Origin of the sequence: Clostridium sp. K04 (assembly GCF_019734375.1) — a bacterium.
Classification (GTDB): domain Bacteria; phylum Bacillota; class Clostridia; order Clostridiales; family Clostridiaceae; genus Clostridium; species Clostridium saudiense.
The window spans coordinates 1-14,457 of record NZ_JAASHD010000028.1 but is presented as its reverse complement, the minus strand read 5'-3'; the positions used below and the strand labels follow the sequence as shown (position 1 = coordinate 14,457).

Annotated in this window: 12 protein-coding genes; all 12 read left to right on the top strand. The window is 27.8% G+C overall.

Annotated features, from left to right (window positions below):
• The first annotated feature begins 180 nt into the window (after nucleotides 1–180).
• The 12 genes from aroF (HCG70_RS12010) (at nucleotide 181) to HCG70_RS11955 (ending at nucleotide 13,979) form a co-directional block, all read left to right on the top strand.
• Complete coding sequence (gene aroF, locus HCG70_RS12010; RefSeq protein WP_042402166.1) at nucleotides 181–1,194, top strand: 3-deoxy-7-phosphoheptulonate synthase; 1,014 nt, start codon at nucleotides 181–183, stop codon at nucleotides 1,192–1,194.
• A gap of 171 nt (nucleotides 1,195–1,365) precedes the next feature.
• On the top strand, nucleotides 1,366–2,412 hold the full coding sequence (aroB, locus tag HCG70_RS12005) for a 3-dehydroquinate synthase (RefSeq protein WP_042402163.1): 1,047 nt from the start codon (nucleotides 1,366–1,368) through the stop codon (nucleotides 2,410–2,412).
• Between the two features lie 183 nt (nucleotides 2,413–2,595).
• Nucleotides 2,596–3,891 carry a 3-phosphoshikimate 1-carboxyvinyltransferase gene (gene aroA, locus HCG70_RS12000; RefSeq protein ID WP_042402161.1) on the top strand — a complete coding sequence of 432 codons (1,296 nt, stop codon included), beginning with the start codon at nucleotides 2,596–2,598 and terminating at the stop codon, nucleotides 3,889–3,891.
• Nucleotides 3,869–4,945, top strand: a complete 1,077-nt coding sequence (aroC, locus tag HCG70_RS11995) for a chorismate synthase (RefSeq protein ID WP_042402158.1) — start codon at nucleotides 3,869–3,871, stop codon at nucleotides 4,943–4,945. Before aroA ends, aroC begins: the two co-directional genes overlap by 23 nt.
• A gap of 128 nt (nucleotides 4,946–5,073) precedes the next feature.
• Entirely contained in the window at nucleotides 5,074–6,234 is a 1,161-nt protein-coding gene (gene pheA, locus HCG70_RS11990) for a prephenate dehydratase (protein ID WP_221697820.1), read from the top strand.
• Between the two features lie 119 nt (nucleotides 6,235–6,353).
• Entirely contained in the window at nucleotides 6,354–7,169 is an 816-nt protein-coding gene (aroE, locus tag HCG70_RS11985) for a shikimate dehydrogenase (protein ID WP_042402151.1), read from the top strand.
• Nucleotides 7,170–7,191: 22 nt separating this feature from the next.
• Nucleotides 7,192–7,686 carry a shikimate kinase gene (locus HCG70_RS11980; RefSeq protein WP_042402181.1) on the top strand — a complete coding sequence of 165 codons (495 nt, stop codon included), beginning with the start codon at nucleotides 7,192–7,194 and terminating at the stop codon, nucleotides 7,684–7,686.
• 116 nt (nucleotides 7,687–7,802) lie between these two features.
• Nucleotides 7,803–8,816, top strand: a complete 1,014-nt coding sequence (aroF, locus tag HCG70_RS11975) for a 3-deoxy-7-phosphoheptulonate synthase (RefSeq protein WP_042402148.1) — start codon at nucleotides 7,803–7,805, stop codon at nucleotides 8,814–8,816.
• Between the two features lie 119 nt (nucleotides 8,817–8,935).
• A complete protein-coding gene (locus tag HCG70_RS11970) occupies nucleotides 8,936–9,769 on the top strand; it encodes a prephenate dehydrogenase (RefSeq protein ID WP_042402145.1) in 834 nt (277 codons plus the stop codon).
• Between the two features lie 274 nt (nucleotides 9,770–10,043).
• A complete protein-coding gene (locus tag HCG70_RS11965; protein WP_078061401.1) occupies nucleotides 10,044–11,951 on the top strand; it encodes an FUSC family protein in 1,908 nt (635 codons plus the stop codon).
• Between the two features lie 265 nt (nucleotides 11,952–12,216).
• Nucleotides 12,217–12,771 carry a TM2 domain-containing protein gene (locus HCG70_RS11960; RefSeq protein ID WP_221697819.1) on the top strand — a complete coding sequence of 185 codons (555 nt, stop codon included), beginning with the start codon at nucleotides 12,217–12,219 and terminating at the stop codon, nucleotides 12,769–12,771.
• Between the two features lie 53 nt (nucleotides 12,772–12,824).
• Nucleotides 12,825–13,979, top strand: coding sequence for a serine hydrolase (locus tag HCG70_RS11955; protein ID WP_221697818.1), 1,155 nt, complete (start codon nucleotides 12,825–12,827; stop codon nucleotides 13,977–13,979).
• Nucleotides 13,980–14,457 lie beyond the last annotated feature (478 nt).

Here is a 14,457-nt window from a genome sequence, read left to right as displayed (position 1 = left end):
GGGAGAAGGTGTTTCATAACTGAAACCCCAAATTTCCAATTTGGCAAGTTGAAGTTACACATTCGACCTAAAGGGAGAAGGTGTTTCATATATAAACTATTAAGTAGAATAGTATATAAGAGAGTAAAACTACTCACTTAAAACTACTAACTCATAAGTAATTTAAAGGGGGCAATTTAAATGGTAGTAATTTTAAAACCAAAAACAAGCAATGAAGCAATTAAAAAATTAACAGGAGAGTTAGAATCTTTAGGGGTTACTGTTAATCCTGTTACAGGAACGGAAATGAGTATTTTAGGGCTAGTTGGGGATACAACTAAAATAGACCCTTCATACATTGAAGCAAATCCAAATGTTGAAAGAGTAATGAAAGTCCAAGAACCTTTCAAAAAGGCAAATAGATTATTCCATCCAGAAAATACAGTAATTGATGTTAATGGACATACAATAGGTGGAAATAAAATTGCAGTTATAGCTGGACCTTGTTCTGTTGAAAGTAAGGAGCAAATTAAATTAGTAGCAGAAGAAGTTAAAAAATATGGAGCTGGTTTCTTAAGAGGTGGAGCATTTAAACCAAGAACTTCACCATATAGCTTCCAAGGATTAAAATATGAAGGATTAGATTTATTAAATGAAGCAAAGGCTAAAACTGGCTTGCCAGTTGTGACAGAGTTAATGTCACCATATGATATAGATACATTCGTTGAAAAGGCTGATATAATTCAAGTTGGTGCAAGAAATATGCAAAACTTTGATTTATTAAAGGAATTAGGTAAAATTGATAAGCCTATATTATTAAAGAGAGGTTTATCAGCAACAATAGAAGAACTTTTAATGAGTGCTGAATACATTATGGCTGGAGGTAATGAAAAAGTTATTCTTTGTGAAAGAGGAATAAGAACTTTTGAAACATATACAAGAAATACTTTGGATTTAAGTGCAGTACCAGCAATTAAAAGATTAAGCCACTTACCAGTAGTTATTGATCCGAGTCATTCTGCAGGTAAATGGTGGATGGTTGAACCACTTGCTAAAGCAGCTGTTGCAGTTGGAGCAGATGGCCTTATAATAGAAGTACACAATGATCCTCAAAAGGCATTATGCGATGGTCAGCAATCAATTAAGCCTGATGTATTTGCAAAATTGATGGAAGATTTAAAGCTAATAGCAGCTGCTGTAGGAAGAGAAATTTAAAACAGCAAGAGGAAGAAGATTTAAGAGTTAATAGTTATGAGTTAATAGTTCAAGGGAGAAATTAAGCAGAGCTGAATTTAAAAAATATATTATTAAGAAACTCCTACAGGAGTTTCATCCTTAACTATTAACTAAAAACTACTAACTCTTAACTAATGGAAGGGTGATGTAATGGAATTAGTAGTTGATTTAAAGGAAAGAAGTTATCCTATAATAATTGAAAATGGAGTTATTAATAGAGTAGCAGAAGAAGTTAGTAAGGTTTATAACGGTAGAAGAATATTTATAGTTACTGATGATAATGTAAATAAGTATTATGGTGATAAAGTTGTATCTTCATTAAAGAATAAAGATTTTGAAGTTAAGTTATTATCTTTAGAACCAGGGGAAAAGACTAAAAACTTTAATACATTACCTACTGTATATGATGCACTTTTAGATTTTAATTTAACTAGAAGCGATTTAATAATTGCATTAGGTGGAGGAGTTATTGGAGACTTAACTGGATTTGTAGCTTCTACATATTTAAGGGGAGTAGACTTTATTCAAATACCAACATCACTTTTAGCACAAGTTGATAGTAGTGTTGGAGGAAAAGTTGCTGTAGATTTAGAAAGAGGTAAAAACTTAGTAGGAAGTTTTTATCATCCTAAATGTGTCTTAATAGATCCAGAAGTATTAAATACATTAGATAATAGATTTCTTATAGATGGAATGGGTGAAGTTATTAAATATGGTTGTATTAAAGATAGTAAGTTTTTTGACTTATTAGAAAAAGTAGAAAATCATCAACATTTAATGAATTGTATGGAACAGATTATTCATGGATGTTGTGATATTAAAAGAGCAGTTGTAGAAAATGATGAAAAAGATAAAGGTGAAAGAATGCTTTTAAACTTTGGTCATACATTAGCTCATGCAATTGAGCAACACTATAATTATGAAAAATATAGTCATGGTGAAGCTGTAGCAATTGGTATGTATGAAATAACTAAGGTTAGTGAAGCAAAAGGTTTAACAAAGGAAGGAACTGCTGAGAGAATAAAAAATATTTTAGTTAAATATAATCTTCCTTATAAAATGGATGTTGATTTAAAAGAATTATTAGGGGCTATTAACTTAGATAAAAAGAAAATGGGAAATGACTTAAATCTCATAATATTAAAAGAAATAGGTAATTCAAAAATATATAAAACAACAACAAGCTTTTTTAGTTAAGGGGTTTAGATAGTTAATAGTCTTAGATAGTTAAAAATTGATAGTTAATAATTAAGAGTTAATGAATAAAGTCTGTTTGGACAGATTTTGGAAAAATATATTATTAAGAAACTCCTTAAGGAGTTTCAAACTTAAACTATTAACTATTAACTCAAAACTCTTAACTAACAGAAAGGGGAGCACATGGCAAATTTAAAGATAAATCCTTCAAGGCTTAAGGGAGAGGTTAAAATACCACCATCAAAGAGTATGGCTCATAGAGCTATTATTTGTGCAGCTTTAAGTGAAGGATTAAGCATTATAGAAAATATAGATTATTCAGATGATATTATAGCAACTATTGATGCAATGAAGTCTTTAGGAGCTACAATAGTTAGATATAAAGATCATTTAGAAGTAATTGGAGTATATGGAGTGCCTAAAAAGGCTAAAGATTTCAGAATTATAGATTGTAACGAATCAGGATCAACTTTAAGATTCTTAGTTCCTATATCATTACTATTTAGTGGAAGGAGTAAATTTATTGGTAAAGGAAACTTAGGAAAAAGACCATTAACTACTTATTATAATATATTTGATAATCAAGGAATTGAATATTCTTATGAAGAGGGAAATCTTAATTTAATTATTAATGGAAAGTTAAAACCAGGAGTATTTGAAGTTGAAGGTAATGTTAGTTCTCAATTTATTACAGGTTTATTATTTACATTACCATTATTAAATGGAGATTCTAAAATTATCATTACTACTGAAATGGAATCGAAGGGATACATTGATTTAACATTAAGAGCAATGAGTGATTTTGGAGTTGAAATAATTAATAATAATTATAGAGAATTTATTATTAAGGGAAATCAAAAATACAATGCTAGAAATTATAGAGTTGAAGGCGATTATTCCCAAGCTGCATTTTTCCTTTGTGCAGATGCGTTAGGAAATAATGTTTTATGTCAGGATTTAGATTTAAATTCCCTTCAAGGTGACAAGGAAGTAATAGATATTTTAGAAAGAATGAATGTTGTATTTAATTCAAAGGATACTGATGTTAAGGGAATTATTAATGGTGAATTAATTGCTACAATAATTGATGGAAGTCAATGTCCAGATATTATTCCAGTATTAACAGCTGTAGCAGCTTTATCAAAAGGTATAACAGAAATAATAAATGCAGGTAGATTAAGAATAAAAGAATGTGATAGACTTGCAGCAGTAACATCTGAGCTTAATAAATTAGGAGCTAAGATAATAGAAAAAGAAGATGGATTATTAGTTACAGGAGTAGAAAAATTAAAAGGTAATGTAGAAGTATGGAGTCATAAGGATCATAGAATAGCAATGACATTAGCAATTGCTTCTACAAGATGTGAAGAGCCAATAGTAATAAAAGATTATGAATGTATAGCAAAATCTTATCCACGATTCTTTGATGATTTTAGAACTTTAGGAGGAGATATTCATGAGTGGAATGTGGGGAAATAACATAAAAGTATCTATTTTTGGTGAATCTCATGGAAATGCAATTGGAATCAATATTGATGGATTACCTTCTGGCTTTGAAATAGATATTGATAAGATAATGGTAGAAATGGCAAGAAGAGCACCAGGTAAAAGTCCATTATCGACTCCAAGAAAAGAAGGAGATGTTCCAGAAATATTAAGTGGATATTTTGAAGGAAAAACAACAGGAACACCACTTTGTGCAATTATAAGAAATTCTAATACTAAATCTAAAGATTATTCAAAGCTTAAAGATGTGATGAGACCTGGACATGCGGATTATACTGGAGTTATAAGATATAATGGATTTAATGATTATAGAGGTGGAGGGCATTTTTCAGGAAGAATAACTGCACCGTTAGTATTTGCAGGAGCTATTTGTAAGCAAATATTAGAATCAAAAGGAATAGTAATTGCAGCACATGTTAATTCTATAGGTAACATAAAAGATAAAAGTTTTTTAGAAACTGATATAAATGATGAGTTATTAAATTCATTTAAGGGAAAGGAAATTCCATTAATAAATACTAATTTAGAAGCTTCAATGAGAGAAGAAATTATGAATGCAAGAAGTGATAAAGATTCTATAGGGGGAACTATAGAATGTGCTATCTTAGGTGTAAAACCAGGAGTTGGAAATCCATTTTTTGATTCAGTAGAATCCACATTAGCACATTTAATGTTTTCAGTTCCAGCAGTTAAAGGTATTGAATTTGGAAGAGGTTTTGATATTTCTAAAATGAGAGGTTCAGAAGCAAATGATGAATACTACTTAGATGGTGAAATTATCAAGACAAGAACTAATAACAATGGTGGAATTTTAGGTGGTATTACTAATGGAATGCCAATAGTATTTAATGTTGCAATTAAACCAACAGCTTCAATATTTAAGGAACAAAAAACTGTTAATATAGAAACTATGGAAGAAACTACTTTAAATATAGAGGGAAGACATGATCCATGTATAGTACAAAGAGCACTTCCAGTTATAGAAGCAGTAGCAGCAATAGGAATTCTTGAGTTAGTTAATAATTAATAGCTAGGAGTTTAGGGATAAATTTAGTTTAAGGTGAATTTAAAAAATATGTTTTAGAAATTTCCTAAGGAGTTTCTTCATTAACTCTTAACTAAAAACTCCTAACTAAACAAAGGGTGGTGATTAATGTGGATCTTTCAGAATGCAGGAAAGAAATTGACAATATAGATAAAGAGTTGGTTCAATTATTTGAAAAGAGAATGAATGTAGCAATAAATGTAGCTAAATATAAGATTGAAAATAATCTTCCTATATTTAATGAAGCAAGAGAAGTGGAAGTTATAAAAAAGAATGTTGATAGATTAAATAATAAAGAGTATTCAAAGCTTACAGAAAACTTCTTTAATCATTTAATGGCATTAAGTAGAAAGCTTCAAGCAGATATTTTTGAAGAAAATAATGATGATACTATAAGTAAAATAGAAGATACTATTTCAGTTAATAAAGATAAAAGAAGTTTAAATAATATTAGAATTGGTTATCAAGGAGTAAAGGGTTCTTTTAGCGAAGAAGCAATGATTAAATACTTTGGAGAGAACCATGAAAATAATAATTATGAAGAATTTGAAGATGTATTCTCTGCATTAAAGAATGATGAAATAGATTATGGAATATTACCTATTGAAAATTCATATACAGGTGCAATAACAAGTGTTTATGATTTATTAGTTAAGTATGGACTTTATATAGTTGGTGAAGAATGTATAAAGATAGACCAAAATTTAATAGGGGTAAAGGATACTAAGATTAATGATATAAAGGAAGTGTATTCACATCCACAAGGATTTGAACAAAGTAAAGAATTTTTAAGTAATTATAGTAATTTAAAACTTATTCCCTTTCATAATACAGCAATCAGTGCCAAGTATATATCAGAGTTAAATGATAAATCAAAAGCTGCAATCGCAAGCTTAAGAGCAGCTAAGATATATGATTTAGATATAATCCAAAAAGAAATAAATGATAAAGATGATAATCATACAAAGTTTATTATAGTAGGAAGAAAACTAGAATCATCAAAAGATTGTAATAAGATTACAGTAGTATTTTCTTTAGATGATAAGTCAGGTACTTTGTATAATCTTCTAAGACACTTTGCAGAAAATAATATTAACATGATTAAAATAGAATCTAGACCAAGTAAGAATGAACCTTGGCAATATCTTTTATATGTAGATTTTGAAGGCAATATAGAAAATGAAGATGTTAAAAAGGCAATTAGGTTAATTGAAGAAAATAGTGAATATTTTAAATTACTTGGAAGCTATAAGAAGGTTAACAAGCTGTAATTTAGTTAATAGTTAACAGTTAATAATTTAGAAATATAGTTAGAAATTCTGCAAGAATTTCATCCTAAATTATTAACTAAAAACTATTAACTCTTAACTAACCCAAAGGTGGTGTTTAAATGGAGTTCTATGGATTATTAGGGGAAAAGTTGAGTCATAGCTTATCACCGAGAATCAATAAAATAATATTAGAAAAAAATAAAACTGAAGGTGCATATAAATTATTTGAAATTCCAAAAGATAGATTAAATGATTTTGTAGAAGCGGTAAAATTGCTTAAGATAAAAGGTTTTAATGTTACAATTCCATATAAGGAAAGTGTAATGAAATACTTAGATTATATTTCAGATGAAGCAGCTAGAATTGGTGCGGTAAATACAGTAATGCTTAAAGCAAATAAGCTTTATGGATATAATACTGATTATTTTGGCATTAAAGTTATGCTTAAGAGTAAGAATATAAATGTAAAAAATAAAACTGCAGTTATCTTAGGATCTGGTGGTGCCTGTAAGGCTGTTATTACTTATTTATTGGATAATGAAGTAGAAAAGATATATATAGTAAGTAGAACACCGGAAAGTGTTAATTTAAATAAAATAGATAAGAAAATAAGTATTATTAATTATAATGAATTAAATAGTATAAAAGGATATTTAATTATTAATACAACTCCTGTTGGAATGTTTCCAAATGTTGATAATTCTGCAGTTAGTAAAGAGGTAATTAAAAATTTTGATGTAGCTGTAGATTTAGTATATAATCCTACACAAACTAAATTTCTTCAATTTGCAACAGAAGAAGGAAAAGTTGCTATAGGTGGATTACATATGCTAGTGGGGCAAGCAGTCAAAAGTCAAGCTATATTTAATGATAGGGAAATAAGTGAAGAGTTGATAAATTATATATACGATGATTTATCTAAAGATTTTAAGTAGTAGGAGTGTAGGTATGAAGGAGATGGAGAAAAGTATTACATTGATAGGGTTACCAGGATGTGGAAAGACTACGGTAGGAAATTTACTTTCAGATAAATTGAATTATGAATTTATAGATATGGATTTTTATATTGAAGATAATCAAGGAAAGACTATTATAGAGTTATTTAAAAATGGTGAAGATTATTTTAGAAATATAGAAACCGAAACTTGCAAAGAGCTTGGAGAGAGAAGTAAAACTATCATTTCTTCAGGTGGAGGAGTTGTAAAGAAGCGTATAAATATAGAATATTTAAAGAAAAATTCTATAGTTGTTTTTATTGATAGACCAGTAGAAAATATATTAGGAGATATAGAAGTTGAAAAGAGACCTTTACTAGCAAATGGTAAAGAAGTATTATATAAATTATATGATGAAAGATATGACTTATATAAAGAATACTGTGATTATAGAGTTGAAAATACAGGAAGCCTAGAAGAGGTCGTTAATAAAATAGCAAAAGTTGTAAATAGGTAATGGTTAAAAGTTAAGGAATAAATTCTGCTTGAGCAGGCTTTAGAAAAATATATTATTAAGAAATTAACTATTAACTCAAAACTATTAACTAAATGAAGTATGGAGGTATGGTAGAAATGATTATTGTAATGAATCCTAAATGCAGCGAAAGAGAAGTAAAGGCTGTAGAAAATGAATTAACTAAACAGGGGTTAGGTGTTAACCTTTCTCAAGGATCAACTTTTTGTATTATAGGTGTAGTTGGTGAAACTAGAATTATAGATCCAGATAAAATACTATCTTTTGATGGTGTAGATAAAATATTGAAAGTAGAAGAGCCATTTAAAAAAGCAAATAGATTATTTAAACCAGAGGATACAATTGTCAACGTAGATGGAACTTTAGTTGGTGGAAACCATCTTGGAATTATGGCAGGTCCATGTTCTGTTGAAAGTGAAGAGCAAATAATTGAAATAGCTAAGTCTATAAAAGAATCAGGGGCAAATTTCTTAAGAGGAGGAGCCTTCAAGCCAAGAACTTCACCTTATAGCTTCCAAGGCTTAGAGCTAGAAGGATTAAAATTATTAAAAGTTGCAAAAAAAGAAACTGGTTTACCGATAGTTACAGAAATAATGTCTACTAAATATATAGATGAATTTGTAAATAATGTTGATGTAATTCAAGTTGGTGCTAGAAATATGCAAAACTTTGATTTATTAAAGGAATTGGGAAAGACTAATAAACCAATATTACTTAAGAGAGGTTTATCTGCTACTATTGAAGAATGGCTTATGAGTGCTGAATATATAATGGCTGGTGGAAATGAAAATATTATTCTTTGTGAAAGAGGAATAAGAACATATGAAACTTACACTAGAAATACTTTAGATTTAAGCGCTATACCAGTAATTAAAAAGCTATCACATTTACCAGTAATAGTAGATCCAAGTCATGCAGCAGGATATTGGTACTTAGTTGAGCCACTTGCAAAAGCAGCAATAGCAGCAGGAGCAGATGGACTTATGATAGAAGTTCATAATAATCCTCAATGTGCATTAAGTGATGGACAACAATCACTTAAACCAGCTTTATTTGATAAGGTGATGAAGAAAGTAAAAGTTTTAGCTGAAATAGAAGGAAAAACATTATAGTTAAGAGTTAATAGTTATAAATTGGTAGTTAAGGATGAAACTTTTTTAGGAGTTTCTTAAATATCTTTAACTACTAATTTTTAACTCAAAACTATTAACTAATTAAAATGGGGGGCATTATGAGAATAGTTATTGTAGGTCTTGGTGTTATTGGTGGTGGATATGCAATGGCACTTAAGGAAGCAGGATATAGTGAAGTCTACGGTGTAGATAAAAATATAGAAACATTAAAAAAGGCAAAGGCTTTAGGAATTATTAAAGAAGGTTATGAAGATGGGAAGGATATAATTCAAAGCGCTGATTTAATTGTCTTAGCTATTTATCCTAATCTAGTAAAAGATTTTATTATAAAAAATAAAGAGTATTTTAAAGATGGGACAATAATAACAGATGTAACTGGAATTAAACAGTTATTTATAAATGAAATAATTGAGATATTACCAGATAAAATTGATTTTGTTTTTGCACATCCTATGGCGGGTAGAGAGAAAAAAGGCATAGACTATGCAACTAATCAGGTTTTTAAAGGGGCGAATTTCTTAATTACAGTTATTGATAGAAATAAGGATAAAAATATAAATTTAATTGAAGATTTAGCATACAAGATGGGGTTTAAACATGTTAAAAGAATATGTCCAAAGTATCATGATGAAATGATTGCATTTACTAGTCAGTTGCCTCATGCTTTAGCAGTAGCTCTTATAAATAGTGATATTGAAGGAAGAAATACAGGAGAGTTTATAGGGGATAGTTATAGGGATCTAACTAGAATTGCAAATATTAATGAATCTTTATGGAGTCAATTGTTTTTAGGAAATAAAGAAAATTTACTTAAAACTATTTATAATTTTGAAGCTGAATTGGATAAAATTAAGGCTTGTTTAGAGAAAGATGATAAAGAAGGACTTCAAGAGTTATTTATAAAGTCTTCAAAAAGAAGAGAAAAATTATAGATTAATGTATTTAAATTTAAGATAGGTTAAAAGATGGTATCTATATTTTAGAGGCCATCTTTTTTAGCTATGTATAAAATTTAAAATAGTGGAGAAAAGTATAAACGTAAGGATGGTAATATTTTTATATAATATAATAATTTGCTTGAAACCGTTTATTAAATATAGAAAAGGATAAATTTAAAGGGAATTTGCTAAATATCAAAATTGATATAGGTTACAAATTAGAGTAGTATTGCCTCTTGTATATCTAATTGGAAAGGGAGAGATTATTTTGGCAGAACCAAAAAAAATAACAAAACAATTTATTATATCACAAACTGTTTTATATGTTTTTATAATGGCATTTGTAATAATGTTTAAAACTATTTTTGGAGATAAAAACACATTGGTGGGAGTAATGGGAATAACAGCAATTTTAATGTTGACACAAGTTAATCTTACTATTTCTCCAGTAAAAAACTTATTTAAATTAATTGTAATAAATATAGGAATTGGAGTATTTACATATTTAGCAAATCTTAATGTATGGGGGGCTATACCTCTAAATTTTATAGCTATATTTATAATAATTTATACATTTTATTATAATTTAAAGTCACCAGTTTATTTACCATTTTCATTACAATATTTATTTCTATTAGCTACTCCAATTACTGCAAAGGAATTACCAATGAGATTACTTTCACTTTTAGTAGCTCCAATTGGAATTATGTTAATACAATTTATTGTTAACAAAAATAAAACTACTAAGGTTGGAAATAAATTAATAGGTAGTATTTGTGATGATCTTATAAAAAAAATAAATGATAAAAGTTTAAATAAACAAGAAATTAATAAATCAATTAAAATTAATTCTACTGAATTTAGAAAAATTATTTATGATAATAGAAAAGATGAATTTTATGTAACGGAAGAAGGTAGGATAAAATTAAATATTGTTGTGGTCTTAGAAAAGCTATCAAATTTATTAGATAAAGATATTGATAATAAATATGTATTAGAGGATTTATCAATTTGTTTACAAGAAGTAAAGCGTAGTTTAGGAAAAGAAGATAATTTGAATAATGTTAATGATATTATAACTAATATATTAAATAAATATAAGGATGATAATATACATGGCTTAGATACTTTAAGAATATTAAATACTATTAATATGTTGAAGATATCATTAGAAGAATTAAAATTATTAGGTAAAGAAAATTATAATAAGATAGAAGCTAATGGTGATATACCGGAAGACTATAAAATGGTTAATGTTCATAAGAAAGAATTTTATAAAAAGTCAGTAAAATTTTCTTATGCTGTTAGGGTATCATTAGGTGTGGCTATCTCAGCTTTTATTGCAGATTATTTTAAATTTTCAGAAGGAAAATGGATTTACTTCACAGCGATGGCTATAATAATTCCTATATATGAATTATCTAAGAAAAAGATTAAAGACAGGATGTTTGCAACACTTGTTGGGGGAGTCATTGTAGTTTTATTATTCACTATATTTACAAATACATTAGTCAGAGTGTTAATAATAATGGCAGCAGGTTATTTAAGATCATATGCATTTACATATAGGTATGGAACTATTTATACTACAATATGTGCAATTGGGTCTGTTGCCATGTCTGGTGGAGCAGTAGTATTAACTATTAATAGAATAGTATTTGTTATATTAGGAACAATAATTGGGATTATAATTAATAGATTTGTACTACCGGTAAAAATGAAAGATGCTAATAATGAACTATCAGAAATGTATACAGATGTAATTGATGGGATGCTAAAAGAAGTATATGAAAAAGCAAAGAATGAAAATGATAATAGGCATGAAATGGATACGTTATTACTAGTAAGCACTATGATAGAAGAGAAAATATCAGCTAATAATGCTGATTATATTACTGAAGAAATTGATAATTATTTTGATAAAATAAGAATTTTAATTGTTGATATTTATCAGTTATATACATTAGTAAGAAGAAGTGAAATTAATCTTAACAATGTTGAATATATGCTTGATGATTTAAAGATGTTATCTAATCCAATAAATGGAGATATAGATATGACAATAAAAAGAGTAGAAGAACATATCAAATCAACTAAAGGGATTGAGAATAAGATAATCTTTGCAAGCATAAGAGGTGTTTTAGCTGAAATAAAAGAAGTAAAAGAAATGAAATAAATATTGGCTAAAGAAAATGAAGAATAAAAAGTGAATAAATTAATATAAAATACATCAAAAAACCTAGGTAAAAATATTCTAGGTTTTTTGTTATTATGGTAATAAAATAAACTGAATTATTAGGTTTAGGTGAACTACTATAGTTAGTAACTATGATATATATTGAAGTACTCTATAAGAGCTAAGATAAATATGTAAAAATATATGGATAATTTTTTTGATAATGCTGTATAATATTTACATACTTATTTAAGGGGGAAGCAATATGTATTGTAAAAATTGTGGAGAGAAACTAAATGAAGGTGTTAACTTTTGTTTTAAATGTGGATTTAAAGCTGGAGATGGAAATGGATATTGTGATAAATGTGGTGTTAAAGTAAATGGCACTACTTGCTATAATTGTGGAAACAATTTTGAAGATTATACTGATGATATAAATCAAAATGAGGATAATGGATTTAATAGCAATCAAAATTATTCTAATAATTATAATAATCAAGGCAATTACAATACTAACAATAATAATCAAGGATATAATAACCACAATTATAATAATAACCCTAATTATAATCAAAATTATAATAATGTTGTTAGAAGACCAAAATCACGAATTGCAGCAGGAATATTAGGAATATTAGTGGGTGGACTTGGAATACACAGATTTTATTTAGGGTATATAGGAATTGGTATTATACAAATTGTAGTAACAATTTTAACTTGTGGTGCAGGAAGTCTTTGGGGATTCATTGAGGGAATACTTATTTTATGTGGAACTACAATAACAACTGATGCTGATGGAATACCTTTATCTGATAACTAATAAAACAGTTTAAGACTAAAAAGTAATATGCATTAAAATAAGGGTGATTAGGAATGAATGAGAGAATTGAAAAAATAGTAAATGACGAATTAAAATCTGGAAATCTAGCAGGGGTAAGTATTTGCGCCATTAAGAATGGAAAAGAAATTTATAATAAACAATTTGGGTATTCTAATTTAGAGGAAAGAACAAAAGTAAAAAGGGATACTATTTATAACATATATTCAATGTCTAAGCCTGTTACAGCAGCAGCGACAATGCTATTAATAGAAAGAGGAAAATTAACATTAGATACGCCAGTATGTAGTATTTTAGATGGCTTCAAAAATCAACAGGTTTTAGTAAATGGGATTTTAGAACCTGTTAAAAGAGATGTTGTAATAAAAGATCTTTTAACTATGACTTCTGGTGTGGCATATCCAAGTGATAGCGAAGTCGGACAAATTACTAATAAAGTAGTTGATGAAGCAATTGAAAAAGAATTAATGAGGAAGCCGTTAACTACAGTAGAATTTGCTAATAAATTAGGACAAGTTCCTTTAGAATTCCAACCAGGAGAAAAATGGGCTTATGGTTTTTCGGCAGATATTCTTGGAGCTGTAATTGAAGTTATTTCAGGAAAAGAATATAGAGAGTTTTTAAAAGAGGAATTTTTTATACCATTAGAAATGATAGATACAGATTTTTATGTTCCGGAAGAAAAGTGGGAAAGATTTGCAAAGGTATATGAATATTTTGAAGAAGAGCCTAAACTAAGGCCATATCAGGGATATAACTTAGCTATAATGAGGCAAAATAGATTGCCAGGTTTTCAATCAGGTGGAGCAGGATTAGTTTCAACACTTGATGATTATTTACATTTTGATACAATGATACTGAACAATGGAGTTTACAAAGGTAATATAATATTAAGCAAAGAGTCAATAGACTTTATGAGAACTAATCATTTGAACGAAGAACAATTAAAAAGTTATGATTGGGAAGATTTAAAAGGATATGGGTATGGTACTTTTGTAAGAGTACTAAAGGATAAAGAATTAGCAAATACACCAGGCAGGATAGGCGAGTTTGGTTGGGGAGGATGGGCTGGAACAGAGTCTATCATTGATCCGGAAAGTAATATGATAGTTTTATACTTTATTCAAAGAATTAATAAATGTGATAATGTTGAAAAGGAAATAAGAAAATATCTTTATGAAATTGTATAATAAAATAAGTTAAAATGATAGATAAAAGTTAAATGAAGTCTGAGTTGATGTCTAAATTAATGAAAACATATATAAAATACCACTATTAATTGTAAATATAAGAATAATAAAAAGTATGTAAAAATGGAGTAAGAATTATTTCTTACTCCATTTAAATTTGTAAAACAATATGTTAAAAATTTTTGTTATTTATTTTTATATTATATCAGTATATTTTATGAGTATACTCTAATAAACTTAAGTAAATTTATAACTTTATAAGTGTAATAAAACTAACAGTCCATAGAGTAGAATTTTCTTGTTTTTACACATTTGATGAAAAAATTACTAATTAATTTTACTGAAAGAGGGTTTGGAATAATATTGAATCATATGTTATTATAGTAAGTGCGGTAATTATATCGAATCTGTTAAGCTGATATGAAAAAATAGCTTGATTTTTCATAGAATTGCTCGCTCTTTGAAAATTATATAAGTT